At 74.7% G+C, this 23642-nt stretch carries 23 protein-coding genes; 9 read left to right on the forward strand and 14 right to left on the reverse strand.

Annotated features, from left to right (window positions below):
• Window positions 1–13: 13 nt before the first annotated feature.
• The 6 genes from ybaK to ACFYPD_RS02390 all read left to right on the forward strand — a co-directional run bounded on the left by ybaK (window position 14) and on the right by ACFYPD_RS02390 (window position 6027).
• Window positions 14–493 carry a Cys-tRNA(Pro) deacylase gene (gene ybaK / locus ACFYPD_RS02365; RefSeq protein ID WP_387107897.1) on the forward strand — a complete coding sequence of 160 codons (480 nt, stop codon included), beginning with the start codon at window positions 14–16 and terminating at the stop codon, window positions 491–493.
• A gap of 185 nt (window positions 494–678) precedes the next feature.
• Window positions 679–1779 carry a sugar ABC transporter substrate-binding protein gene (locus ACFYPD_RS02370; RefSeq protein WP_387107899.1) on the forward strand — a complete coding sequence of 367 codons (1101 nt, stop codon included), beginning with the start codon at window positions 679–681 and terminating at the stop codon, window positions 1777–1779.
• A 106-nt stretch (window positions 1780–1885) separates the two neighbouring features.
• Entirely contained in the window at window positions 1886–2701 is an 816-nt protein-coding gene (locus tag ACFYPD_RS02375; protein WP_387107902.1) for an ATP-binding cassette domain-containing protein, read from the forward strand.
• On the forward strand, window positions 2698–3957 hold the full coding sequence (locus ACFYPD_RS02380) for a sugar ABC transporter permease (protein WP_387107905.1): 1260 nt from the start codon (window positions 2698–2700) through the stop codon (window positions 3955–3957). Before ACFYPD_RS02375 ends, ACFYPD_RS02380 begins: the two co-directional genes overlap by 4 nt.
• Before the next feature lie 26 nt (window positions 3958–3983).
• The gene (locus ACFYPD_RS02385) at window positions 3984–5165 is read left to right on the forward strand and encodes an ROK family protein (RefSeq protein WP_387107907.1); all 1182 of its coding nucleotides are present in this window, start codon (window positions 3984–3986) and stop codon (window positions 5163–5165) included.
• Window positions 5166–5289: 124 nt separating this feature from the next.
• On the forward strand, window positions 5290–6027 hold the full coding sequence (locus ACFYPD_RS02390; protein ID WP_387107910.1) for a DUF4142 domain-containing protein: 738 nt from the start codon (window positions 5290–5292) through the stop codon (window positions 6025–6027).
• 53 nt (window positions 6028–6080) lie between these two features.
• Here the strand turns inward: ACFYPD_RS02390 and ACFYPD_RS02395 are convergent, their stop codons facing one another.
• The 13 genes from ACFYPD_RS02395 to ACFYPD_RS02455 all read right to left on the reverse strand — a co-directional run bounded on the left by ACFYPD_RS02395 (window position 6081) and on the right by ACFYPD_RS02455 (window position 18644).
• Window positions 6081–7829 carry an ABC transporter ATP-binding protein gene (locus ACFYPD_RS02395; protein WP_387107913.1) on the reverse strand — a complete coding sequence of 583 codons (1749 nt, stop codon included), beginning with the start codon at window positions 7827–7829 and terminating at the stop codon, window positions 6081–6083.
• Window positions 7826–9532 (reverse strand): ABC transporter ATP-binding protein, encoded by a 1707-nt coding sequence (locus ACFYPD_RS02400; protein ID WP_387107915.1) that lies wholly within the window; start codon window positions 9530–9532, stop codon window positions 7826–7828. Before ACFYPD_RS02400 ends, ACFYPD_RS02395 begins: the two co-directional genes overlap by 4 nt.
• Window positions 9533–9605: 73 nt before the next feature.
• Complete coding sequence (locus ACFYPD_RS02405) at window positions 9606–9860, reverse strand: hypothetical protein (RefSeq protein ID WP_091262671.1); 255 nt, start codon at window positions 9858–9860, stop codon at window positions 9606–9608.
• A gap of 19 nt (window positions 9861–9879) precedes the next feature.
• Window positions 9880–10926: a tRNA (adenosine(37)-N6)-threonylcarbamoyltransferase complex transferase subunit TsaD gene (gene tsaD, locus ACFYPD_RS02410; RefSeq protein ID WP_254334716.1), complete on the reverse strand. Its 1047-nt coding sequence runs from the start codon at window positions 10924–10926 to the stop codon at window positions 9880–9882.
• 5 nt (window positions 10927–10931) lie between these two features.
• The gene (gene rimI / locus ACFYPD_RS02415; RefSeq protein ID WP_387107918.1) at window positions 10932–11384 is read right to left on the reverse strand and encodes a ribosomal protein S18-alanine N-acetyltransferase; all 453 of its coding nucleotides are present in this window, start codon (window positions 11382–11384) and stop codon (window positions 10932–10934) included.
• Window positions 11381–12058 (reverse strand): tRNA (adenosine(37)-N6)-threonylcarbamoyltransferase complex dimerization subunit type 1 TsaB, encoded by a 678-nt coding sequence (gene tsaB, locus ACFYPD_RS02420; protein WP_387107920.1) that lies wholly within the window; start codon window positions 12056–12058, stop codon window positions 11381–11383. Before tsaB ends, rimI begins: the two co-directional genes overlap by 4 nt.
• Window positions 12059–12118: 60 nt before the next feature.
• Window positions 12119–12967 (reverse strand): maleylpyruvate isomerase family mycothiol-dependent enzyme, encoded by an 849-nt coding sequence (locus ACFYPD_RS02425; protein WP_387107921.1) that lies wholly within the window; start codon window positions 12965–12967, stop codon window positions 12119–12121.
• 78 nt (window positions 12968–13045) lie between these two features.
• The gene (ung, locus tag ACFYPD_RS02430; RefSeq protein WP_387107924.1) at window positions 13046–13747 is read right to left on the reverse strand and encodes a uracil-DNA glycosylase; all 702 of its coding nucleotides are present in this window, start codon (window positions 13745–13747) and stop codon (window positions 13046–13048) included.
• Between the two features lie 62 nt (window positions 13748–13809).
• Window positions 13810–14292, reverse strand: coding sequence for a tRNA (adenosine(37)-N6)-threonylcarbamoyltransferase complex ATPase subunit type 1 TsaE (gene tsaE / locus ACFYPD_RS02435; RefSeq protein WP_387107926.1), 483 nt, complete (start codon window positions 14290–14292; stop codon window positions 13810–13812).
• Window positions 14289–15380: an alpha/beta fold hydrolase gene (locus tag ACFYPD_RS02440; protein ID WP_387107928.1), complete on the reverse strand. Its 1092-nt coding sequence runs from the start codon at window positions 15378–15380 to the stop codon at window positions 14289–14291. Before ACFYPD_RS02440 ends, tsaE begins: the two co-directional genes overlap by 4 nt.
• 158 nt (window positions 15381–15538) lie before the next feature.
• On the reverse strand, window positions 15539–16657 hold the full coding sequence (gene alr, locus ACFYPD_RS02445; RefSeq protein ID WP_387107930.1) for an alanine racemase: 1119 nt from the start codon (window positions 16655–16657) through the stop codon (window positions 15539–15541).
• Window positions 16658–16741: 84 nt separating this feature from the next.
• Window positions 16742–18211 carry an NAD(P)H-hydrate dehydratase gene (locus ACFYPD_RS02450; RefSeq protein ID WP_387107932.1) on the reverse strand — a complete coding sequence of 490 codons (1470 nt, stop codon included), beginning with the start codon at window positions 18209–18211 and terminating at the stop codon, window positions 16742–16744.
• Window positions 18212–18275: 64 nt separating this feature from the next.
• Window positions 18276–18644 carry a holo-ACP synthase gene (locus ACFYPD_RS02455; RefSeq protein ID WP_387107934.1) on the reverse strand — a complete coding sequence of 123 codons (369 nt, stop codon included), beginning with the start codon at window positions 18642–18644 and terminating at the stop codon, window positions 18276–18278.
• A gap of 175 nt (window positions 18645–18819) precedes the next feature.
• On the opposite strand from ACFYPD_RS02455, the gene ACFYPD_RS02460 reads away from it, so the two are divergent.
• The 3 genes from ACFYPD_RS02460 to ACFYPD_RS02470 are packed head-to-tail and all read left to right on the forward strand — an operon-like array spanning window position 18820 to window position 20788.
• Complete coding sequence (locus ACFYPD_RS02460) at window positions 18820–19116, forward strand: hypothetical protein (RefSeq protein WP_387107937.1); 297 nt, start codon at window positions 18820–18822, stop codon at window positions 19114–19116.
• Window positions 19113–20123: a hypothetical protein gene (locus ACFYPD_RS02465; RefSeq protein WP_387107939.1), complete on the forward strand. Its 1011-nt coding sequence runs from the start codon at window positions 19113–19115 to the stop codon at window positions 20121–20123. Before ACFYPD_RS02460 ends, ACFYPD_RS02465 begins: the two co-directional genes overlap by 4 nt.
• Entirely contained in the window at window positions 20084–20788 is a 705-nt protein-coding gene (locus ACFYPD_RS02470) for an alpha/beta hydrolase (RefSeq protein ID WP_387107941.1), read from the forward strand. The genes ACFYPD_RS02465 and ACFYPD_RS02470 overlap by 40 nt, the downstream gene beginning before the upstream one ends.
• Before the next feature lie 65 nt (window positions 20789–20853).
• Here the strand turns inward: ACFYPD_RS02470 and glmS are convergent, their stop codons facing one another.
• A complete protein-coding gene (gene glmS, locus ACFYPD_RS02475) occupies window positions 20854–22767 on the reverse strand; it encodes a glutamine--fructose-6-phosphate transaminase (isomerizing) (RefSeq protein ID WP_387107943.1) in 1914 nt (637 codons plus the stop codon).
• Window positions 22768–23642: the final 875 nt, after the last annotated feature.

The raw sequence follows: 23642 nt of genomic DNA on the forward strand, positions 1-23642 counted from the left end.
TAGCTTGTCGCTCATGGCGGGACAGGGCACTCCGGCGACGGCACTGCTGACCAAGCGGAAGATCGCGCACAGCACCCACCCGTACGACGTCTCGCCGGACGCGCCGAATTACGGCGCCCTGGTCGCGGCGGCCCTCGGGGTGCCCCCGGCCCGGGTGTTCAAGTCGCTGGTCACCGAGGTCGACGGCGGGCTGACCGTGGCGGTCGTGCCGGTCACCGGCGAGCTGGACCTCAAGGCCCTCGCCGCCGCGGCCGGCGGGAAGCGGGCGGCCATGGCGGACCGGACGGTGGCCGAGCGCGCGACCGGGTACGTCCGCGGCGGGATCAGCCCGCTCGGTCAGCGCAAGCGGTTGCCCACGATCGTCGACGCCTCCGCGCTGGAGCATCCGACGGTCTACGTCTCGGCGGGGCGCCGCGGCCTGCAACTGCAGCTCACCCCAACCGACCTGGTCGCGCTGACCGGGGCCGTCACCGCGCCGATCGCCACCCGCTGAGGCCGCCCCGGGAAGCGCTCTCCCTGCGGTGACCGAGGGGTGTCAGTTGCGTTGCTGAATTGTTACTGCCGCCAACAAACTTCTGACCTCGGCTCTCTTGCGCGGCTCGGGACGGGAGGAATACGTTGCCGGGCACAACAAAACACCGACAACAACTCCCCCAACCCCCGAAAGGACCCATGCATATGCGCAAGGGCTTCCTCACCTTCGCGGCCGTCGGTCTTCTGGCGACCGGCAGCATGGCCGCCTGCGGTGACAACGGCGGTTCCGACCAGGCCGGCGGCTCGACCGACAAGAAGCCGAAGGTCGGCGTGATCCTCCCCGACAGCAAGTCCTCCGCCCGCTGGGAGGGCGCGGACCGCAAGTTCCTCAAGGCGGCCTTCGACGCGGCCGGCGTCGACTCGGACATCCAGAACGCCCAGAACGACAAGAACGCCTTCCAGACCATCGCCGACCAGATGATCACCAACGGCGTCAACGTGCTGATGATCGTCAACCTGGACTCCGGCACCGGCAAGGCCGTGCTCGACAAGGCCAAGTCGCAGGGCGTGGCCACCATCGACTACGACCGGCTGACCCTGGGCGGCAGCGCCCAGTACTACGTCAGCTTCGACAACGAGGCGGTCGGCAAGCTCCAGGGCGAGGGCCTGAGCAAGTGCCTGACCGACAAGGGCGCCAAGAACCCCTCGATCGCCTACCTCAACGGCTCGCCGACCGACAACAACGCGACCCTGTTCAAGAACGGGTACGACTCGGTGCTCAAGCCGAAGTTCGACGCGAAGGAGTACACCAAGGTCGCCGACGACTCCGTGCCGGCCTGGGACAACGCGCAGGCCGCCACGATCTTCGAGCAGCAGCTCACCAAGGCCGGCGGCAAGATCGACGGGGTGCTGGCCGCCAACGACGGCCTCGGCAACGCGGCCATCTCGGTGCTGAAGAAGAACAAGCTCAACGGCAAGGTCCCGGTGACCGGTCAGGACGCCACCAAGGAGGGCCTGCAGAACATCCTCGTCGGCGACCAGTGCATGACGGTCTACAAGGCGGTCAAGAAGGAGGCGGACGCCGCCGCCGAGCTGGCCATCGGGCTGGCCAAGGGCGAGAAGAAGGACACCGGTCAGACGGTCAAGGACCCGGAGGGCGGACGGGACGTCCCGGCCGTGCTGCTGGAGCCGAAGGCGATCTACAAGGACAACGTGAAGGACGTCGTGACGGACGGCTACGTCACCAAGGACGAGCTCTGCACCGGCGCCTTCGCCAAGCTCTGCGCCGACGCCGGCATCAGCTGACCCACCCCGCAACCAGGCGGCGCCGCCCGGCACGGACACCCGTGCCGGGCGGCGCCCACGCTGGACGGGATCCGAGACCTTCCCTCCGTTTCCGAAGGAGAACCCCGTGTCCGCAACCCCCCTGCTGGAGCTACGCGGGATCGACAAGAGCTTCGGTCCCGTCCAGGTGCTGCGGGACGTGGCCTTCGCCGCGTACCCCGGCGAGGTGACCGCGCTGGTCGGCGACAACGGCGCCGGCAAGTCGACCCTGGTCAAGTGCATCAGCGGCATCCATCCCACCGACGGCGGTGAGTTCCGCTTCGACGGCCGGCCGGTGAGCATCAACAGCCCGCGCGACGCGGCCGCGCTGGGCATCGAGGTCGTCTACCAGGACCTCGCGCTCTGCGACAACCTCGACATCGTGCAGAACATGTTCCTCGGCCGGGAGAAGCGCAGCGGCATCGTGCTCGACGAGCCGACCATGGAGCAGATGGCCGCCGAGACCCTGGCCGGGCTGAGCGTGCGGACCGTCAAGTCGCTGCGCCAGCACGTGTCCAGCCTCTCCGGCGGCCAGCGGCAGACCGTGGCCATCGCCAAGGCGGTGCTCTGGAACAGCAGGCTGGTCATCCTGGACGAGCCGACCGCCGCCCTCGGCGTCGCGCAGACCGCCCAGGTGCTGGAGCTGGTCCGCCGGCTCGCCGACAACGGCCTGGCCGTGGTGCTCATCTCGCACAACATGAACGACGTCTTCGCGGTCTCCGACCGCATCGCCGCGCTCTACCTCGGCCAGATGGTCGCCCAGGTGAAGACCACCGACATCACGCACTCCCAGGTGGTCGAGCTGATCACCGCCGGTCGCTCCGGCAACCTCGGCCTCGCCGACCAGGGCAGCAACGGCACCGGCGCCGCGCCCGCCGACACGACTCCAGGAGCCGTCCGATGACCACCACCGCCGTCCAGAAGGAGGGCCCCGGCGCGGTCGCGCCGACGCCCACCGTCGGCACCCACCTCAGCAACTACTGGCGCCGGGTACGCGGCGGCGACATCGGCGCGCTGCCCGCGGTGTTCATGCTCCTCGCGCTCGCCGTCGGCTTCTCGATCGCCCGCCCGTCGTTCTTCACGGCCGGCAACTTCGCCAACCTGTTCACCCAGGGGGCCGCGGTCACCCTGATCGCGATGGGGCTGGTCTTCGTCCTGCTGCTCGGCGAGATCGACCTCTCCGCCGGCTTCGCCAGCGGCGTCTGCGCCGCCATCCTGGCCAACGTGGTCACCGAACTCGGCTACCCGTGGTACGTCGCGGTGCTCGCCGCCGTCGGCACCGGCCTGGTGATCGGCACCGGGCTCGGCCTGCTGGTGGCGAAGGTCGGCATCCCCTCCTTCGTGGTGACCCTGGCCGGCTTCCTCGCCTTCCAGGGCATCGTGCTGATGCTCATGAAGGAGGGCTCCAACATCTCGGTGCGGGACGACACCGTCCTCGCCATCGCCAACCGCAACCTCTCCCCCGCGCTCGGCTGGGCGCTGGCCGCGGTGGCCGTCGCCGGGTACGCGGCCGTGCAACTGCTGCGCCACCGCAACCGGGCCGCGCGCGGCCTGCTCACCGACCCGTTCGCGGTGGTGGTCGCCCGGATCGCCGGCCTCGCCGTCATCCTCGGCGCCGCGGTCTACGTGCTCAACCTGGAGCGCAGCCGCAACGTGCTGGTCGTCTCGCTCAAGGGCGTACCGATCGTGGTGCCGATCATCGCGCTGCTGCTGGTCCTCTGGACCTTCGTGCTCCAGCGCACCAGCTACGGCCGGCACGTCTACGCGGTCGGCGGCAACGCCGAGGCGGCCCGCCGGGCCGGCATCAGCGTCGACCGGATCCGCATCTCCGTCTTCGTCATCTGCTCCACGATGGCGGCGATCGGCGGCATCGTGGCGGCCAGCCGGGCCAACTCGGTGGACCCCAACACCGGTGGCAGTAACGTACTGCTCTACGCCGTCGGCGCGGCGGTGATCGGCGGCACCAGCCTCTTCGGCGGCAAGGGCCGGGTCCTCGACGCCGTGCTCGGTGGCGCGGTGGTCGCGGTCATCGACAACGGTATGGGACTGATGGGTTACAGCTCGGGCGTGAAGTACGTGGTCACCGGCGTGGTGCTGCTCGCCGCCGCCACCATCGACGCGCTGTCCCGGCGGCGGGCCGCCGCGACCGGCACCCGCTGAACCCGGCACGGAACATGACGGTGGCGATGCGCGCGGGACCGAGCCAGGACGAGATCCGTCGGCAGAACCTGGGCGCACTGCTCCGGTACGTGCACGTGCGGGGGGCCACCAGCCGCGCCGAGTTGACCACCGCGCTCGGCCTCAACCGCAGCACCATCGGCGCGCTGACCGCCGACCTGGCCGGCGCCGGTCTGGTCAGCGAGGGGACGCCGAAGGAGACCGGCCGGGCCGGACGACCCTCGCTGGTCGTCCGGCCCGAGTCGGCCCGGGTCTACGCGTACGCGTACAGCGTCGAGGTGGACCGGCTGCGGGCCGCGCGGGTCGGGCTCGGCGGTGAGGTGCTCGACCGCCGGGAACTGGAACGGCCGCGGAACCTGGTCGCCGAGGAGGCCGCACCGCTGCTGGCCGACGCGGTCCGGGAGATGCACCGGGCGGTGCCGCCCGACTCGATCTGCGTCGGGGCCGGCGTGGCGGTCTGCGGCATGGTCCGCCGCGAGGACGGGCTGGTCCGGCTCAGCCCGACCACCGGCTGGGTGGACGAGCCGATCGGCGCGGCGCTCGCCGCCGAGCTGGGCGTCGACGTGCCCATCACCGTGGGCAACGTCGCCGACGTGGCCGCCTTCGCCGAGCACGCCCGGGGCGTCGCGGCCGGCTGCGACAACGTCATCTACCTCTACGGGGACGTCGGCGTCGGGGCCGGCATCATCGCCGGGGGGCGGCGGCTCACCGGACACGGCGGCTACAGCGGCGAGGTCGGCCACATGGTGGTGGTCCGCGACGGGATGCGCTGCGACTGCGGGCGGCGCGGCTGCTGGGAGACCGAGATCGGCGAGCACGGGCTGCTCCGCGCCGCCGGCCGCTCCGACGCCCGGGGCCGGGAGGCGCTGCTAGCCGTCTTCGACGCCGCCGACCGGGGCGACGCGCGGGCCCAGACCGCGGTGCGGCAGGCCGGCGACTGGCTCGGCTTCGGCGTGGCCAACCTGGTCAACATCTTCAACCCGGAGATGGTCATCTTCGGCGGCACCATGCGCGACCTCTACCTGGCCGCCGCCGCCCAGGTGCGCAGCCGGCTCAACTCCAACGGGCTGCCCGCCTGCCTGGAACACGTGCGGCTGCGCACCCCGAAACTCGGTGACGACGCGGCGCTGATCGGCGCCGCCGAGCTGGCCTTCGAACGCCTCCTCGCCGACCCGCTCGACGTCGGCTGACCGGCTGCCAAATCCGGTGAACTGAAACGGCTCGTGATCCGTACCAGTGGGCGGACGGACGGCCGCGGGGGCGGCCGTCCGCGCCATCCCGCGTACCGGTCCGGACCGAGGAGGCACCGCAACCATGGCACCGCTGGAATCCGCACGCCGCCGGCTGGCGCACCGGGTGATCCTGCTGCTCGTCGCGCTCGCCGCGGGGATCGGCGTCCTTCCCGGCACCGCACAGGCCGCGCCCAACCCGGGTGTGCAGCTCAACGCCGCCGACATGACGCTGCTCAACGGGGTACGACTGGCCGGGCTCTGGGAGATGCCGGCCGGGCAGATGGCCGCCGAGAAGGGCCAGTCGAAGCGGGTACGAGAGATCGGCGCGGAGATCGCGCGACAGCACGGCGTGCTGGACCAGCTCGTGGTCGAGGCCGCGAACAAGCTGGGCGCCACCCTGCCGACCACCCCGACCACCCAGCAGCAGGGGTGGCTGACCGAGATGCAGAACGCCACCGGCGCCCAGTTCGACCAGATCTTCGTGACCCGGCTGCGGGTCGCGCACGGCAACATCTTCCCGGTGATCGGCGCGGTCCGGGCCAGCACCCGGGACCCGATCGTGCGCAAGCTCGCCGACCAGACGAACACCTTCGTCACCAATCACATGCTGATGCTGGAGAGCACCGGGCTGGTCCGCTGGCAGCAGCTCCCGCCTCCGGCGATGCCCCCGGCGCAGAGCGATTCGCTGATCGCCGCCGCCGGGGCCAACGTCGGCAGCAACGGCGGGATCCAGGTCAGCACCACCGTCGTGTGGGCCGTCTTCCTGCTCGCCCTGGCCACCGGCGGGTACGCGACCTGGCGGCTGCTCCGCCGCTCCTGAGCGCGCCGCACGCGCGAGGCCCCCACCGGTGTGCCCGGTGGGGGCTTTTTCGCTCAGCCGTGCCAGGACCGCCAGAGTGCGGCGTAGGAGCCGCCGGCCGCGACAAGCTCGTCGTGCGACCCCAGCTCGGTGATCCGGCCGTCCTCGACCACCGCCACCCGGTCCGCGTCGTGGGCGGAGAAGAGCCGGTGCGCGATGGCGATGACGGTCCGGCCCTGGAGCACGGCGGCCAGCGAGCGTTCCAGCGCCCGGGCCGCCCGCGGGTCGATCAGCGAGGTGGCCTCGTCCAGCACCAGGGTGTGCGGGTCGGCGAGCACCAGCCGGGCCAGCGCGACCTGCTGCGCCTGCGCCGGCGAGAGCGGGTGCCCGCCCGCACCGACCCGGGTGTCCAGCCCGTCCGGCAGCGCCTCCGCCCAGTCCCGCGCGTCGACCGCGGCGAGCGCCGCGCGTACCTCGGCGGGGCCGGCGTCCGGGCGGACCATCGCCACGTTGTCGGCGAGGGTGCCGATGAAGACGTGGTGCTCCTGGCTGACCAGCGCGACGTGGGTGCGCAGCTCGGCCAGGGGCAGCCCGGACAGCGGCCGCCCGTCCACGGTCACCGTGCCGGCCCGCGGCTCGTGCACCCCGGCCAGCAGCCGGCCCAGCGTGGACTTCCCCGCGCCGGACGGGCCGACCATGGCCAGCTTCTCCCCCGGCCGGGGCACCAGGGTCACCCCGTGCAGCACGTCGTGGCCGGCGCGGTACGCGTACCGGACGTCGTGGGCGGCGAGCCGCCCGTTGTCGGCGACCGGCCGCCGGTCGGGTGCCGGGGTGGAGGCTCCGGCCGGCTCGGCGGCCACGCCGAGCAGTCGGGCCAGCGAGGCGCCGCCGACCTGGAACTCGTCCAGCCAGGAGAGCAGCCGGTCGACCGGGTCCACCAGCTGCTGGGCGTAGAGGGTGGCCGCGGTGACCTGCCCGAGGCTGGCCCAGCCCTTCAGGTAGAACCAGCCGCCGAGCAGCAGGGTGCCGACCACCGGCAGCAGGTAGCCGATCTCGGCGACCGGGAAGAAGACCGTGCGCAGGCTGAGCGTGTAGTACTCGGCCGCGTACGACCGGCGGATGTCGGCGTCGGTGCGGGCCCGGCGGCGGGCCTGCTGGCGCAGCGCCTCGGTGGTCCGCGCACCCTCGACCGTCTCGCTGATCCCGTCGGTGATGTCGGAGTATGCGGCGTTCTCCCGCAGGTAGCCGGCCGGCGCCCGGCGCAGGTACCAGCGGGTGCCGGCGACCAGCATGGGCACCGCGAGCAGGCAGGGCACCACCAGCAGCGGGCCGGTCAGCACCAGCGCGCCGAGGATCAGCAGCACGGTGACCGCCGCGATCAGCGTCTCCGGGGCGGCGAACCGGACCGTCCGGGACAGCGCGGCGACGTCCCGGGAGGTGCGGGTGAGCAGGTCGCCGGTGCCGGCCCGCTCCACCGTGGACAGCGGCAGGGCGAGCACCCGGTCGACGAACTCCTCGCGCAGCTCGGCGAGGACCCGCTCGCCGAGCCGGGCCGAGGCCAGGTGGGCGAAGCGGACCAGCACCGACTGGGCGACCACGAAGCCGGCGATGGCCAGGGCGACCCGGTCGACGGTCACCGCGCCGACGCCGCGCGAGATCCCCTCGACCAGGTCGCCGAGGAGCCGGGGCGCGACCAGGCCGGCCGCCGCGGCGAGCGCGTGCAGGCCCAGCGCGGCGGCCAGGCCGCGCGGGTGTCGGCGGGCCAGCTCCCGCGCGTACCGGCGGACCTGCTGAGCGTCGGCGACGGGCAGGGCGTTGCTCACCGGTCCTCCTCCCGGCTCACCGTGGCCCGGTAGCGGGGCTCGGCGGCGAGCAGTTCGTCGTGGCGGCCCTCGGCGACCACCTTGCCGTCCTCCACGAAGACCACGTGCTCGGCGCGGCCGAGCACCAGCGGGCTGGTGGTGCAGACCAGCGTGGTCCGGCCGCGCCGGGCGGCGGCGAGCCGGTCGGCGATCCGCGCCTCGGTGTGCGCGTCCACCGCGCTGGTCGGCTCGACCAGGACGAGCGTCTCCGGGTCGGCGACCAGCGCCCGGGCCAGCCGCAGCCGCTGCCGCTGCCCGCCGGAGAACTCCCGGCCCCGCTCGGCGACCGGGCTGTCCAGGCCGCCGGGCAGCGCCTCGACGATGTCCGTGGCGCTCGCCGCCACCAGCGCCGCCTCGACGGCGTGGCGATCCCCCCGGTCGCGCGGGTCCAGCTCCGTGCGGAGCGCGCCGCTGAACAGCTGCGCGTCGTTGTCGGCCACCAGGATCCGCTCGCGCACCGTCGCCAGCGCCACATCCCGCAGCGGTACGCCGTGCAGCGTCACGTCCCCGTCGACGTACCGGCCCAGCCGGTCGGCGATCTCGGCGGCGTCCTCGGGCGCGGTGGCGGCCAGCGCGGTGAGCCGGCCCGGCCGCAGCACCAGCCCGGAGCGCACGTCCACCAGCTCGCCCGGCCCCGCGGGCACCGGCACCGTCCTGGCCGGGTCGGTGAACTCCGGGGCGAGGCGGAGCAGCCGCACCACCCGGCGGGCCGCGACGTGCCCCCGGGTCAGCTTGTCGGCCGCCTCGGTGAGGTTGCGCAGCGGGCTGACCAGGAACGCCGTGTAGCCGTAGAAGGAGACCAACTGGCCGGCGCTGATCTCGCCGCGCAGCGCGAACCGGGCCCCGAGCCAGGTCACCAGCACCACGAAGACGCCGGGCAGCAGGATCTGCGCGGCCTGGATGAGGGATTCCACCCGGGCCACCCGCAGGCCGTCCGCCCGCAACGCCTGCGACTGCTCCCGGTAGCGGGCGCCCAGCACCGGCTCGCCGCCCACCCCGCGCAGCACCCGCAGCCCCGAGACGATGTCCCCGGCCCGGGCGGTCAGCTCACCGGTCGATTCCCGGTAGGCGGCCTGCTGCCGGTGCAGCGGCCGGATCAGCAGCGCCACCAGCGCCATGAGCAGCGGCACCCCGAGCACCACCACGAGGCCGAGCGGCACGGAGGCGGTGAGCAGGATCGCCGACACCGTGGCGATGGCCACCACCGCGCCGGTGCCCCGGGCCGTGATGTCCACGGCGCTGCCGATGTGCTCGATGTCGGCCGTGCCGATGCTCACCACCTCACCGGCGGCGACCCGGCGGGGCAGCGCGGCGCCGAGCCGGTTGGTGGCGTCCACGGTGACCTGCACCGTCCGGTAGGCGGCGCCGAGCCAGTTGTGCACCGCGCAGCGGTGCCGCAGGATGCCCGTCGTCGCCTGGACGACGCCCAGCCCGAGCAGGACGAGACCCCAGCGGAGCAGGGCGTCCGGGTCGCGGTGGGTGAGGCCGGCGTCGATGGCCCGGCCGACAGCGGCCGGCATCAGCGCCTGGGCCAGCATCCAGGTGACACCGAGGGCGATGGCGCCGCCGAAAAGCAGCGGGTGCCGACCGGCGAGCCAGACCAGGTAACGGGTGGCGGACCGGGCGTCGGGAGTGCCGGGATCGCCGGCAGGTGAGAAACGCATGACCACCCGACGTTAGGTGCCGCGCCGGGGTGGACGCCAACCAGTTTCCCGCCGGTCAGGCGGCCCCGCCGGGTCAGCGATCGACCTGCGTGAAGTCCCAGCTGTGCGGCGGCCGGGCGACCAGCCGCATGGGCGGCTCCGGCAGCTCCCGCGGGTTGCTCCGCCATTTCGAGATGACCACCACCCGGTGGTCGGTGGAGGAGAACACCTCGCTGGACAGGTGCAGCGGCTCGTGCTCGAACTCGGGCAGCGCGGTCTCGCACACCCAGGTGATCAGGTCGGCGAACCCGTACGGCTCGGCCTTCGCCTCCCACATCCGGACGATCACGTCGGTCCCCTCCCCCGCCTCAGACACTGACCACGGTCAGCGGCATGGCCGAGTCGGCCGGCAGGTCCAGCCGGCTCGGGGCGACGCCCGCGGCGACCAGGTGCGAGCCGAGTGCGGCCACCATGGCGCCGTTGTCGGTGCAGAGCTTCGGCCGGGGCGTACGCACCCGGACGCCGTGCTTCGCGGCCCGGTGCTCCGCCATGGCCCGCAGCCGCGAGTTCGCCGCCACCCCACCGCCGATCACCAGGGTGTCGATGCCGCTGCTCCGGCAGGCGTCCAGCGCCTTGCCGACCAGCACGTCGCAGACCGCCTCCTGGAAGGACGCGGCCACGTCGGCCACCGGCACCGCCTCGCCGGCCCGCTGCCGCGCCTCCACCCACCGGGCCACCGCCGTCTTCAGCCCCGAGAAGGAGAAGTCGAAGCGGTGCCCGGCCAGGTCCTTGGCCGCGGTCAGCCCGCGCGGGAAGGCGATCGCCGCCGGGTCACCGGCACGCGCCTCCCGGTCGATGAACGGGCCGCCCGGGAAGGGCAGCCCGAGCAGCCGGGCCACCTTGTCGAACGCCTCACCGGCCGCGTCGTCGATGGTCGAGCCGAGCGGGGTGACCTCCCGGGCCAGGTCGTCGACGCGCAGCAGCGAGGAGTGCCCGCCGGAGACCAGCAGGGCGATGGCCGGCTCGGGCAGCGGGCCGTGCTCCAGGGTGTCCACGGCCACGTGCGCGGCGAGGTGGTTCACCCCGTACACCGGCTTCTCGGCGGCCACCGCGTACCCCTTGGCGGCGGCGACCCCGACGAGCAGCGCGCCGGCCAGGCCCGGCCCGGAGGTGACGGCGATCGCGTCGATGTCGGCGATCGTCACCCCGGCCTCGCGCAGCGCCCGGTCCATGGTCGGCACGATGGCCTCCAGGTGGGCGCGGCTGGCCACCTCGGGCACCACGCCGCCGAACCGGGCGTGCTCCTCGACGCTGGAGGCCAGCGCGTCGGCGAGCAGGGTGTGCCCGCGGACGATGCCCACCCCGGTCTCGTCGCAGGACGTCTCGATGCCGAGGATCAGTGGTTCGTCAGCCATGCGCGTCAGTCCTCGTTGCGCTGCATGACCAGCGCGTCGGTGTTGCTCGGTTGGTAGTAGCCGCGGCGCACGCCGATCGGCTCGAAGCCGTACATCGCGTAGAGCCGCTGCGCGGGCGCGTTGTCCGCGGCGACCTCCAGCAGCGTGCTGCGCACCCCGCGCCGGGCCGCCTCGGCCAGCAGCGCCTCCAGCAGCAGCCGGCCGATCCCCCGGCGCTGCGCGTCTCGGCGGACCGCGATGTTCTGCACCCACGCCTCGTCGGGCGGCGCCACCATCAGCCCGGCGTAGCCGAGCAGCGTGCCATCGTCGTCGGTCGCGACCAGATAGTGGTGGCCGTTGGCCAGCTCGTTCCAGAACATCGCCGGGGACCACTGCTCGGCGCCGAACAGGTCCGCCTCCAGGGGCAGCACCTGGTCGACGTGCCACCAGCGGAAGCGGCCCAGTCGGACCTGACTCATGGCAGGACCGGCTTGTGGCCGGTGGCCGCGACCGCGTCCGGGCGGCGCAGGTAGAGCGGGGTGAGCGGCTCGCCGGGGGCGCCCGCGCGGATCCGCTCCGCGGCAAGGCGGGCCAGCGCCAGGGCGTCCGGGTAACGCGGCTCGTCGCGGACCGGCAGGCCGAGGACGTCGGCGTACCGGTGCGCGCCGTCACCCACCGCCACCGTGACGGCCAGATCCCGGGCCCGCTCGGCGGCGACCGCCGGCGTGTCCACGTTCGGCCCGGCGATGCGCTGGCCGGCGCCGTCGTAGACGGCCCAGTAGACCTCCCGGCGGCGGGCGTCGCTCGCCGCCAGCACCGGCTCGCCGGCGGCCACCGGGTGGCCGATCCCGTCCAGCGAGCAGACCCCGTACGTGGGGATGCCGAGCACCTGGCCCATGGTGGCGGCGGTGACCAGGCCGACCCGCAGCCCCGTGAACGGGCCGGGACCGAGCCCGGCGACGATCGCGGCCAGGTCGGCGGGGCGGGCGTCGACGTCGGCCAGCACCGCGTCGACCTGCGGGGCGAGCAGCTCGCCGTGCGCGCGGGCGTCGACCGTGCACCGCTGCGCGCGGGCCGCGACGCCGTCCTCCGAGACCTCGACCAGCGCCGCGGTCACCGCGGGCGTCGAGGAGTCCACCACGAGTACGAGCACGGTATGCCAGCCTAGTCGCCGCACCGGTTACCGGCGGTGACGCCCCTCCCGCTTCGCGGCTCAGCTCGGGGTGCGGAAGACCCTGAGGAACTGCGGCAGCAGCCAGGGGCGGGGACCGGCGACGCGGACCCGGCCGGTGAGCACGGCGCGGGCCCGGCTGATCCGCCCGAACATCATCAGGTTGAGCGTCGCCGGGTCGAAACGGATCCGCACATCCGGCCGCTCGTCGGGGGCCGCGAACCGCACCCGCCCGTCGGCCAGCGCGAGCGTCAGCGGCGCCGCGTACGCCGAGACGAACCGCACCACGATCCGGCGGCGCGGCGGCTCCACCCCGTCGAGCAGCCGGCCGTAGCCGTGCCGGACCACCCCGGCCAGGAAGAGGTCGAGGAAGAGCACCGCGTCCCGGGACGGGACCGACCACGACCGGCCGGTCGCCCGGGCCAGGTCCCAGCCGTGCAGCAGCAGTTCGTTGACCAGATGGGCGAACAGACCGGGGAGCGGGACCCGGGCGTCACCGAGCCAGGGCACCACCTCGTCGGGGCGGCGGTCGGCGCAGGCCGCCAGCAGCCGGTCGACATCGCGGCGCAGCCGGTCGAGCAGGTGTGCCGGGTCGCGCTCGGTCAGGTGCCGCAGCACCAGGTCGTTGGCGTCGGCCACGGTGTCGACCGTGACCAGCGGAAGCCGCTCGCCGAGCCCGGGGACCGGCAACGGCTCGCCGGTCGGGTCGACCAACCCGACGTAGAGCCAGGCGATCGAGGCCAGGTGCGCCAAGGTCTCGGCGGCCGTCCAGTCGGCGGTGACCATGGTGTCCGGCGGGACCGAGCGGGCCAGCGCCAGGAACCGGTCGGCGGTCTCCGACAGCGCCGCCGGCACCGTCGACCAGCCGTCCGAGGTGATGGTCGCCGACACGGTCACCTCCCCGCTCCGGGCGCGAACGGGGCAGAGCCTACTACCGTCCGCCACGGAACGACAGCCCTGCGTCAGGGGTCAGCCGGCGATGCGTTCCCAGTCGACGGTGGGCAGGCCGGCGTCGGCGAGCGCTTTGTTGGCCGCGCTGAACGGCCGGCTGCCCAGGAAGCCGCGCGGGTTCATGGGGCTGGGGTGGCCGGCCTCCAGCACCACGTGGTTCGGGTTGGTGACCAGGGCGGCCTTCTTGCGCGCGTAGCCGCCCCACAACAGGAAGACCACCCGCCGGTCGAGCGCGTCCAGGGCCCGGATCGTGGCGTCGGTGAACTCCTCCCAGCCCTTGTTGGCGTGCGAGCCCGGGGTGGCCTGCCGGACGGTCAGCACCGCGTTGAGCAGCAGCACACCCTGCGCCGCCCAGCCGCTCAGGTTGCCGCCGGCTGGCTTCGGCACGCCCAGGTCCTCGCCCAACTCCTTGAAGACGTTGCGCAGTGACGGCGGCACCGCCACCCCCTCACGCACGCTGAAGCTCAGACCGTGCGCCTGCCCCGCCTTGTGGTATGGGTCCTGCCCGAGGATCAGCACCCGGGTCTGCTCCGGCCCGCACAGCCGGTAGGCGGAGAACAGGTCCTCGACCGGCGGGAAGACCGTGCCGGTGGCGTATTCCCCGGCGACGAACTCGGCCAGCGCCGCCGTGCGGGCCGGATCGAGGTGCGGGGTGAGCGCCGCGCGCCAGTCGTCCGGCAGGAGCGCCAGCAGGTCGAGGAAGGGAGTGTCGTCGGGCATCGGCAACCTTTCACCGCGTCGGAACGGTCCCCGGCACTGTAGGCAGCGGGTACGACAAGGGGTCAGTCCAGGGTGGCCAGCCGCTGGGCCCAGTCGCCGCCGACCGGCTCCAGGCTCACCACCCGGGTGTCGTCGTCCCGCCGGTCGATGCGCACCCGCAGGTGGGCGTCGACCAGCTGCTCGACCATCCCCTCGCCCCACTCGACCACGGTGACCGCCTCGTCCACCGAGGCGTCCAGGTCCAGATCGTCGATCTCGGCACGCGGGTCGGCCGACTCCCCCAGCCGGTACGCGTCGGCGTGCACCAGGCTCACCCGGCCGCCCCGGGCCGGATCCGGCCGGTGCACCCGGGCGATCACGAACGTCGGCGAGGTGATGTCGCCGCGCACCCCGAGGCCGGCGCCGATGCCCTGGGTCAGCGCCGTCTTGCCGGCGCCCAGCGGGCCGCTGAGCAGCAGCAGGTCACCGGCGCGCAGCACCCCGGCCAGCCGGCGGCCGAACTCGTGCGTGTCGTCGACCGTCTTCAACTCAAGGACCGTTGTCACAGCGATTCCAGGAACCTCTCCAGTGCCGCGTTCACCTCGTCGGCGTGCTCCAACATCACCACGTGGCCGCTGTCGTGGATCTTCACGAACTCGGCGTGCGGCAGCCGCCGGACGATCTCCTCGGAGTGGGTCACCGGCGTGATCATGTCCTTGTCCCCCACGATCACCAGCACCGGCGTGCCGGCCAGCGCGGCCAGCGCCGGGAACCGGGAGTGGGTGGCCAGCGTGCGCAGGTAGCGGGTGACCGTGTCGGCCGAGGTGCGGGAGTTCATCGTCTCGACGTAGGACACCAGGGCCGGGCTGGGCTTCGGGGTGCCGAAGCCGTATTTGCGGGTCAGCAGCCAGGCCACGTTGGAGGTCGACTTGCGGGCCTTGTCGATCACGGTGCCGCCGTAGCGGGTGGCGTTGCTCATCATGTAGATCACCGGCGCGCCGACCCGGCCGAGCAGCGCGGGCGCCACCAGCTTGGTCTCCGCGAGCAGCCCGCCCGAGGTGGCCATCAGCACCGTGCCGACCACCCGGTCGCCGAACAGCTCCGGATACAGCTCGGCCAGCGCCATGATCGTCATGCCGCCCATCGAGTGGCCGATCAGCACCAGCGGCCCCTCGGGGGCCACCTCGTCGATCACCCGCCGCAGGGTGTGGCCCAGCGCGGCCAGGTCGTAGTCGCCGCCCTCCAACTTCCCCGAGCGACCGTGCCCGGGCTGGTCGTAGGCGACGATCCGGTAGTCGCCACGCGCGGCGAGCAGCTTGCGCTGGAAGTGGAACGTCCCCATGTCCAGGCAGAAGCCGTGCACCAGCACCACGGTCGGGTGCCCGGCGACCGGGCGGGTCGGCTCGACCACCTCAACGTGGATGTCGGTGCCGTCCGGCATCTCCAGCGGGTACGCCGCGTCGTAGCGCAGGTCGCCGAAGACCTCGTCGGCGTACGGATCCGCGGGGTCCGACTTGAGGCGGCGGATGAGAACCCGCTCGCTCACCACACCCGCGGCGACCCCGGCGGCGGCCACACCGAGCGCGGCCCCGACCACCCCGGCGACCCGGCCGGCGGCGGTCCGCGGCCGGGGAACCCGGAACCGCTGACTCACTGTGCAGCCTCGGCTCGCGACCCCGGCTCACTCCTCGCGCTCACGGTGCCACCTCGGCTCGCGGCCGCGGGGCTCGCAACCCCGGCTCACTCCTCGCGCTCACGGCGCCACCTCGGCTCGCGACTGCGGGGCTCGCAACCCCGGCTCACTCCTCGCGCTCACGGCCGCTCGCCGTCGTAGACGCGCGGCACCCGGACGCCACCGAACCGGGTCACGATCTCGTAGTTGATGGTGCCGACCGCCTCGGCCCAGTCGTCGGCAGTGGGCTCGCCGTCCGCGCCGCTGCCGAAGAGGGTGGCCACGTCCCCGGCGGCCACCTCGTCCTCGCCGCAGTCGATGACGAACTGGTCCATGCAGACCCGCCCCGAGATGGTCCGTCGCTTGCCGGCGAGCTGCACCGGGCCGGTGTTCGAGGCGTGCCGGGGCACCCCGTCGGCGTAGCCCAGCGGGACGACCGCCAGGTTCGCCTCCTGCTCGGTCAGGTAGGTGTGGCCGTACGAGACGCCGGTGCCGGCCGGGACCCGCTTGGTCAGCATGACCCGGGCCCGGGCGGTCATCGCCGGGCGCAGGCCGAACTGCTCGCCCTCGATCGGGGAGAGGCCGTAGACGGCCAGGCCGGGGCGGACCAGGTCGAAGTGGGTGTCCGGGCGGGTCAGCGTGGCCGCCGAGTTGGCCAGGTGCCGGTAGCGGGGGCGCAGCCCGGCCCGCTCCACCATCTCCAGCCCCTCGTGGAACACCGCCAACTGCCGGTCGGTGGTGGGGTGTCCGGGCGAGTCCGCGTACACGAAGTGGCTCCACACGCCGACCACCTCGACCAGGCCGTCGGCCTGGGCCTTCGCGGCGGCCTCCAGCAGCGCCGGCCAGTCGGCCACGGTGGCCCCGCCGCGGGACAGCCCGGTGTCGATCTTGAGGTGCAGCCGGGCCGGACGGTCCGCCCGCCGACCCGCCTCGATCATCTCGTCGAGCTGGGTGAGGCTGGCGCAGCCCAGGTCGACACCGACGGCGACCCCGTCGTGCAGCGGCAGCCCCGGGTCGAGCAGCCAGGCCAGCACGGGCGCCGTGACCCCCTCCTGCCGCAGCAGGAGCGCCTCGTCGAGCGTGCAGACGCCGAGCCAGTCCGCCCCGGCGTCGAGCGCCGCCCGGGCCGCCGGCACCATGCCGTGGCCGTAGCCGTCTGCCTTGACCACCGCCATCAGCTCGGCGCTGGTGCCCGACTTGAGCCGGGCCACGTTCTCCCGGATCGCGTCCAGGTCGACGCGCACCTCCGACTGCCACATGCCCTCAGCCTACTTCCGCCGGTGATCACCATGGCCGCGAGCCGCGCGGCCGGCCTGTCGGCCGCGTGCCGGCCGCCGTCGTGGTCAGGGCAGGCGGGCCAGCACCGGGCGGAGCGCGGTCGCCACGTCGGGCGCGGTCACCGGACCGCCGCGCGCCGCCTCCCGACCGGCCAGCCCGTGCAGGTACGCCGCCGCGGCGGCCGCCCGCTCCGGGGCCACCCCGGCGGCGAGCAGCGAGCCGAGCAGCCCGGCCAGCACGTCCCCGGTGCCCCCGGTGGCCAGCACCGGGGTCCCGGTCGGGTTGACGTAGGCCCGGCCGTCCGGGGTGCCGATGATCGTCCGGTCGCCCTTGAGCAGCACCACCGCGTTCATCCAGGCGGCCAGCCGCAGCGCCGCCCCCACCCGGTCCGTCCCCGGGGTCTCGCCGCACAGCCGGGCGTACTCGCGGTCGTGCGGGGTCACCACGATCGGCGCGTCCCGCCCGCGCAGCCGGTCCGCCAGCTTGCCGTCGATCAGCAGGGTGAGCGCGTCGGCGTCGAGCACCGCCGGCACCGGCGCGGCGAGCACCGCGCGCAGTTCGGCGGCGGACTCGTCACCGGTGCCCAGCCCCGACCCGCAGACCCAGGCCTGCACCCGGCCGGCGGCGCCGACCCGGTCGGTGGCGATCACCGACGGGTGCTGGTGCAGCACCTCCGCGCGGGCGCCGCCCGCGTAGCGGACCATGCCGGTGGGGCCGGCCAGCGCGCCGCTCACCGAGAGCACCGCCGCGCCCGGGTAGGTGGCCGAGCCGGTCGCCACCCCGACCACGCCCCGGCTGTATTTCTCCGAGGACGGGCCGAGCCGGGGCCACCAGTCGACCAGGTCGGACCAGTCGGTGAGGCGCAGCGCCGGGGTGCCGCGCAGCCACGGCTCCAGCCCGATGTCGACCAGCTCGACGTGCCCGGCGAGCGGCGCGGCCGGACCGACCACCAGGGCCGGCTTCAGCGCGCCGAAGGTGACCGTCACGTCGGCGCGGACCGCGCAGGGCCGACCGGAGGCGGTCAGCGGCACATGCCCGGTGTCCACCGCGACGCCGCTCGGCACGTCCACCGCGACCACGGTGGCCCGCGTGCCGTCCCGCCCGATCCGCTCGGCCAGGCTCGCGGCGAGCTGGTCGGCGGTCTCCCGCAGCCCGCCGGTGCCGCCGATCCCGACGATCCCGTCGAGCACCAGATCCACCACGGCCGGCGGCCGGTCGACGACGCGCCCGCCGGCGGCCCGCAGCGCGGCCAGCCCCTCGGCGTGCGCCCGACCCGGCGTGAGCAGCAGCGCGGCGACCGCCGCGCCCCGGCGGGCCAGGTGCGCGCCCGCGTAGAGCGCGTCGCCGCCGTTGTCGCCGGAGCCGACCAGCAGCAGCACCCCGCCGCCGTAGACGCCGCCCCGCTCGCCGAGCAGCAGCGCGCAGCGGCGGGCCAGCCCGGCGGCGGCCCGCTGCATCAGCGCCCCGGGCGGCAGGGTGGCCATCAGGCCCGCCTCCGCCGCGCGTACGTCCGCGACCCGCCACACCGGTCTCATGCCACCCCGTCCCGTCCGTTCGTCCCGTTCGTCCCGGACCGGCCGACCGACCCGCCGGGTCGGCTCACCGTTCCGCGACCACCATGGCCGACGCGATCCCGCCGTCGTGTGACAACGACAGGTGCCAGCGGTTGATCCCGCGCTCGACCGCCACGGCGGCCACCGTGCCGGAGACGGTCAGCCAGGGGCGGCCGTCCGGATCGGCCACGACCTCACAGTCGTGCCAGTTGAGCCCGGCCGGCGCGCCGAGCGCCTTGGCCACCGCCTCCTTGGCCGCGAACCGGGCGGCCAACGACTCCGGCGAGCGCGGGGTGCCGGAGCGGGTGGAGCGCTCGGCCTCGGTGAAGAGGCGGTCGGCGAGCAGCGGCGTGCGCGCCAGGGACCGGGCGAACCGGTCCACCAGCACGACGTCGATGCCGACAGCCACGATCACGGACCTCACCCTACCGGCGCTCCGGGCCGCGGATCGGCCAGCGGCCACGCGGTGGGGACCGCCTGTGGAAAACCCGGCGTACGCCCACCGCCCGTTGTCCACAGGCCCGGCGCGGGTGTTCTGCCGAGTCGTAGCGTCCCCGCTGTCCGTTCGCCGGGTCGCAGGGAGGTCACCGATGGGCGAGGAGCCGTTCAGCGTCGAGCCGGAGCTGTTGCGTGGGGTGGCCCGGGAGCTGACCGACGACGCCTACCGGCTGGCCCGCGGGCCGGTCGCGGAGCCGGGGCTGGTGGTGCCGGCCGACGGCTGGCGGGCCGGGGTGGCGCTGGCCGAGCTGGAGGCGTCGGTGCAGCGCTGGTGCGGGTCGCTGGCCGCCCGGGTGGCGGCCACCGCCGAGGCGGTCCGGGCCGCGGCCGACGGCTACGAGGCGGTGGACGAGCGGGCCGCCCGTCGTCTCGCCGGGCTCCCCCGGTGAGCACGGCCGCCGGCTTCCGCCCGTCCGGGCGAGCGCATCGGCCGGACCGGCTCCGCGAGCGGGCGGCCGATGTGCCCCCGATCGGCTACGCGCAGCTCTGGCGGGCCGACCCCGGCGCCTGGGCTGCCGCCGGGGCGGCCTGGCGGGGTCTGACCGGCCCGATCCGGCGCCGGGCCGACGGGCTGGGCGCCCGGATCGGCGGGTTGCGTCCCGGCTGGTCGGGCGCGGCCTCGGCCACCGCCCAGGGGCGGATCGGCGAGCTGCGCACCGAGTTGACCGACGTGCTACCCGCGCTCGTCGAGGTCGACCAGGTGCTCGCCGAGTTCGCCGCCCGCGTGGCCGCGGCCAGGGCCCGGCTCGGTGCCGCCGTGGCGCACGCCGACGCCGGCGGCCTGCTCGTGGACCGGGCCGGGGCGGTACGGCCCGATCCGGCCCGCCCCCGGCCCGCCGTTGTGGTCGGCCCGGCGGTGGCGCAGGTGGGCACCGAGATCCGGGGCGCGCTGGCGCTGGCCGGCGCGGCGGACCGGGAGGCGGCCGACCGGCTGGCGGAGCTGACGACGGCGGCCGTGACCGGCTGGGTGAGCGTCCCGCCGGCCGGGCGACCGTCACCCGGGGCCGGGCCGGCCGAGGTGAGCCGGTGGTGGGCCGGCCTCACCCCGGCCGAGCGCCGGTGGCTGGTCAGCCGCGAGCCGGACCGGGTCGGGCGCCTCGACGGGGTGCCGGTGGCGGCCCGCGACCAGGCCAACCGCCTGCTGCTGGCCCGGTGGCGGGCGGAGCTGGTGCAGCGGCGCAATGGACTGCTGCGCCCACGGCCGGCCGGGCCGCTCGAACTGGCCCGGCTGGCCCGGCTCGCCGCGGTGGAGGCGGCGCTGCGCGGCCTCGACGGGCTCGGCGAGCGGCTGGCCGCGCCCGGGGCGCCCGGGCGTACCTGCTCGGGCTGGACCCGGCCGGGGACGGGCGGGCGGTGGTGGCGCTCGGCAACCCGGACCGGGCGGGGGCGGTGCTGACGTACGTGCCGGGGATGACCGCGGACCTCGCCGACGCACCGGGCGAGCTGGGCCGGGCCGCCCGGGTGCTGGGCCGGTGCGCGGCGCTCGAACCGGGTACGGAGGCGGCGGCCGTGCTGTGGCTGGACTACGACGCCCCGGACTTCCTGCCCGAGGCGGCGCGCGGGCGGCAGGCCGAGGACGCCGGGCCGGGCCTGCACCGGTTCCAGGAGGGGCTGCGCGCCTCGCACGAGGGGCCGCCCGCCCGGCAGACCGTGCTGGGGCACAGCTACGGCTCGGTGGTGGTCGGCACCGCGGCCCGGGACCACGGGTTGAGCGCGGACGCCCTGGTCTTCGTGGGCTCTCCCGGAGTGGGCGTCGACCACGCGGCCGAGCTACGGATGCCGCCCGGCCAGGTCTGGGCCGCCACGGCGCCGGACGACGTGATCCGGCTGGCCCGGCCGCCCGACGAGCTGGCCCGCCGGGCGGTGCTGGCCGGCACGCCGCTCGGACCGGCGGCCGCGCTGCTCGATCCGCACGACGACCGGCTCTGGTTCGGCGCGGACCCGAGCTCTCCCGGCTTCGGCGGCCGGCGCTTCCCCAGCGGGCGCCACGGGCACGCCGGCTACTGGGACTCCGCCAACCCCGCGCTGGACGGGATGGCCCGGATCGTGCTGGGCCGATGACCGCACCGGGGCCGGAGACGGCGCGGCCCCTCCGCCGTGGGACGGAGGGGCCGCGACCGGGGCGACTACTCGACGGTGACCGACTTGGCCAGGTTCCGGGGCTGGTCGACGTCGTGCCCGCGGGCGGCGGCGATCTCGGCGGCGAGCACCTGCAGCGGCACCGTGGTCACCAGCGGCGCGAGCAGCGTCGGCGTGCGCGGCACGTAGATCAGGTGGTCGGCGTAGCGGACGACCGCCTCGTCGCCCTCCTCCGCGATCACGATGGTGCGGGCGCCGCGGGCGCGCACCTCCTGGATGTTGGAGACGACCTTGTCGTGCAGCATGCCCCGGCCGACCGGCGACGGCACGATGCAGATGACCGGGGTGCCCTTGTCGATCAGGGCGATCGGGCCGTGCTTCAGCTCGCCGGCGGCGAAGCCCTCGGCGTGCATGTACGCCAGCTCCTTGAGCTTCAACGCGCCTTCCAGGGCCACCGGGTAGCCGACGTGCCGGCCGATGAACAGCACGGTCGGCTCCGACTTCAGGTCGCGGGCCAGCTCGCGTACCGGCTCGATGCGGCCGAGCAGCTCGCGCAGCTTGCCCGGCATCTCCTGGAGCTGGGCCACCACCGCGCCCACCTCGTCGGCGAACTTGATCCCGCGCACCTGGGCCAGGTGCAGGCCGATCAGGTAGCAGGCGACCACCTGGGTGAGGAAGGCCTTGGTGGAGGCGACCGCGATCTCCGGGCCGCCGTGCGTGTAGAGCACGGCGTCGGACTCGCGCGGGATGGTCGAGCCGTTGGTGTTGCAGATGGCCAGCACCCGGGCCTTCTGCTCCTTGGCGTGGCGCAGCGCCATCAGGGTGTCCATGGTCTCGCCGGACTGCGAGATCACCACGATCAGCGTGGACCGGTCCAGCACCGGGTCGCGGTAGCGGAACTCGCTGGCCAGCTCCACCTCGCAGGGGATCCGGGTCCAGTGCTCGATGGCGTACTTGGCGACCAGACCGGCGTGGTAGGCGGTGCCGCAGGCCACGATGAAGATCTTGTCGACGTCGCGCAGGTCCTGCTCGCTGAGGCGGACCTCGTCGAGGGCGATCTCGCCGCTCTCGGTGAGCCGGCCGAGCAGCGTGTCGGCGATCGCCTGCGGCTGCTCCTCGATCTCCTTGAGCATGAACCAGTCGTAGCCACCCTTCTCGGCGGCCGACGAGTCCCAGTCGATGTGGAAGTCCTTGCCGGTCGCGGGCTGGCCGGCGAAGTCGGTGATCTCGATGCTCTCCGGGGTGATCAGGACGATCTGGTCCTGGCCCAGCTCGACCGCGTCGCGGGTGTGCTCGATGAACGCGGCCACGTCGCTGGCCAGGTAGTTCTCGCCGTCACCGCGGCCGACCACGAGGGGCGAGTTGCGCCGGGCGCCGACCACCGCGCCGGGGATGCCGGCGTCGACGGCGAGCAGCGTGAAGGCGCCCTCCAGCCGCTGACAGACCAGCCGCATGGCGGAGGCGAGCAGCTGCGGGCTGTCGACCTCACCGGCCGAGCGCAGGTCGGCCAGCGAACGGGCGAGCAGGTGCGCGGCGCACTCGGTGTCGGTGTCGCTGGTGAACTCGACGCCGTCGGCCTCCAGCTCGGCGCGGAGCTTCGCGAAGTTCTCGATGATGCCGTTGTGGATCACGGCGACCCGGTTGTCCGGGGAGAGGTGCGGGTGGGCGTTGCGGTCGGTCGGGCCGCCGTGGGTGGCCCACCGGGTGTGGCCGATGCTGGTGGTGCCGTCGCCGATGCCGATCGGGCTGGCGGCGCAGGACTCGGGGTCGGAGGCGGCGCGCTCGGCGAGGACCTTCTCCAGGTTGGCCAACTTGCCGGCCTTCTTCTCGATCAGCAACTCGTCGTCGCAGACGACGGCGACGCCCGCCGAGTCGTAGCCGCGGTACTCCAGCCGCCGCAGTCCGTCCAGCACGATGCCGAGCGCCGGGCGCGCACCGGCGTAACCCACGATTCCACACATGGTCCGCAGCCTAACCCAGTTTCGCTCATCACGTGTGCTCGGAACTCGGGTAAACGATCACTGAATTTGAGCGAACCGGTGAGCGGATGGCGAGGATCGGACAAACCTCGCACACGGTGCGGCCCCACCAGGGCCGAGACGCCGCATCGACGGCGGACGAGTCGGGCGGGACCTGCGAGTGCATCCGCACGCGGGGGGCGCGCGGTCTGGTCGCCGGGCCGTACATTGAGGGCCCCGGTCGGGGCGACGCCCCCGACCCCGCCCGTCCCGCGGTCGTCCGCGCCGTCCCCTGCGAGCTGAACGATGTCCGAGACGACCCCCACCCCCGAACCCGGGAACAGCGGCGGCCCGAGCGACCCGACCGCTCCGGAACCCACGACCTGGACCCCGCCGGACCCGCTCGCCGCGCCGCAGCCCTGGGCGCCACCCGCCCCCTGGGCCCCCACGCCCTGGACTCCGGCCCCGTGGGCTCCGCCCGGATCCGCCCCGCCGGCCGGGTCGCCGGGCGCGTGGCCCCAGCCCGGCCCCGCCGCGCCGGGCGCCGCCGGGACACCCCCGCCGCCCGGGCGGGGCGCGGACCCGACGACCGCACCCGGCCCGGCCGGCTGGACGACGCCGGGAGCAGCGCCGGGACCGGCCAGCTGGGCCACCGCGGGAGCAGCGCCGGGACCGGCCGGCTGGGCCACGCCGGGAGCAGCGCCGCCGCCCTCCGGTCCGAACGTCCCGGGCGGCACGCCCCACCCGGCCCCCGCCCCGGGGGCCGCACCCGCACCGCCCTGGCCCGGCGGCCCTCCCGCGCCGGGATGGCCCCCGGCCGGCTACCCGCCGCCGTACGCCTACCCCGCGGGGGCGCCGCCGCGCCGGTCGACGGGCGG

The sequence above is a fragment of the Micromonospora sp. NPDC005299 genome (assembly GCF_042872345.1).
GTDB lineage: Bacteria > Actinomycetota > Actinomycetes > Mycobacteriales > Micromonosporaceae > Micromonospora.

Bases quoted from the DNA above. Each gene is read 5' to 3' on its own strand.
- ACFYPD_RS02450 (WP_387107932.1), bottom strand. From the start codon at position 18,211: ATGAGACCGGTGTGGCGGGTCGCGGACGTACGCGCGGCGGAGGCGGGC.
- ACFYPD_RS02460 (WP_387107937.1), top strand. From the start codon at position 18,820: ATGGGCGAGGAGCCGTTCAGCGTCGAGCCGGAGCTGTTGCGTGGGGTG.
- alr (WP_387107930.1), bottom strand. From the start codon at position 16,657: ATGTGGCAGTCGGAGGTGCGCGTCGACCTGGACGCGATCCGGGAGAAC.
- ACFYPD_RS02380 (WP_387107905.1), top strand. From the start codon at position 2,698: ATGACCACCACCGCCGTCCAGAAGGAGGGCCCCGGCGCGGTCGCGCCG.
- ybaK (WP_387107897.1), top strand. From the start codon at position 14: ATGGCGGGACAGGGCACTCCGGCGACGGCACTGCTGACCAAGCGGAAG.
- ACFYPD_RS02370 (WP_387107899.1), top strand. From the start codon at position 679: ATGCGCAAGGGCTTCCTCACCTTCGCGGCCGTCGGTCTTCTGGCGACC.
- ACFYPD_RS02400 (WP_387107915.1), bottom strand. From the start codon at position 9,532: ATGCGTTTCTCACCTGCCGGCGATCCCGGCACTCCCGACGCCCGGTCC.
- rimI (WP_387107918.1), bottom strand. From the start codon at position 11,384: ATGAGTCAGGTCCGACTGGGCCGCTTCCGCTGGTGGCACGTCGACCAG.
- glmS (WP_387107943.1), bottom strand. From the start codon at position 22,767: ATGTGTGGAATCGTGGGTTACGCCGGTGCGCGCCCGGCGCTCGGCATC.
- ung (WP_387107924.1), bottom strand. From the start codon at position 13,747: ATGCCCGACGACACTCCCTTCCTCGACCTGCTGGCGCTCCTGCCGGAC.
- tsaD (WP_254334716.1), bottom strand. From the start codon at position 10,926: ATGGCTGACGAACCACTGATCCTCGGCATCGAGACGTCCTGCGACGAG.
- ACFYPD_RS02385 (WP_387107907.1), top strand. From the start codon at position 3,984: ATGCGCGCGGGACCGAGCCAGGACGAGATCCGTCGGCAGAACCTGGGC.
- ACFYPD_RS02390 (WP_387107910.1), top strand. From the start codon at position 5,290: ATGGCACCGCTGGAATCCGCACGCCGCCGGCTGGCGCACCGGGTGATC.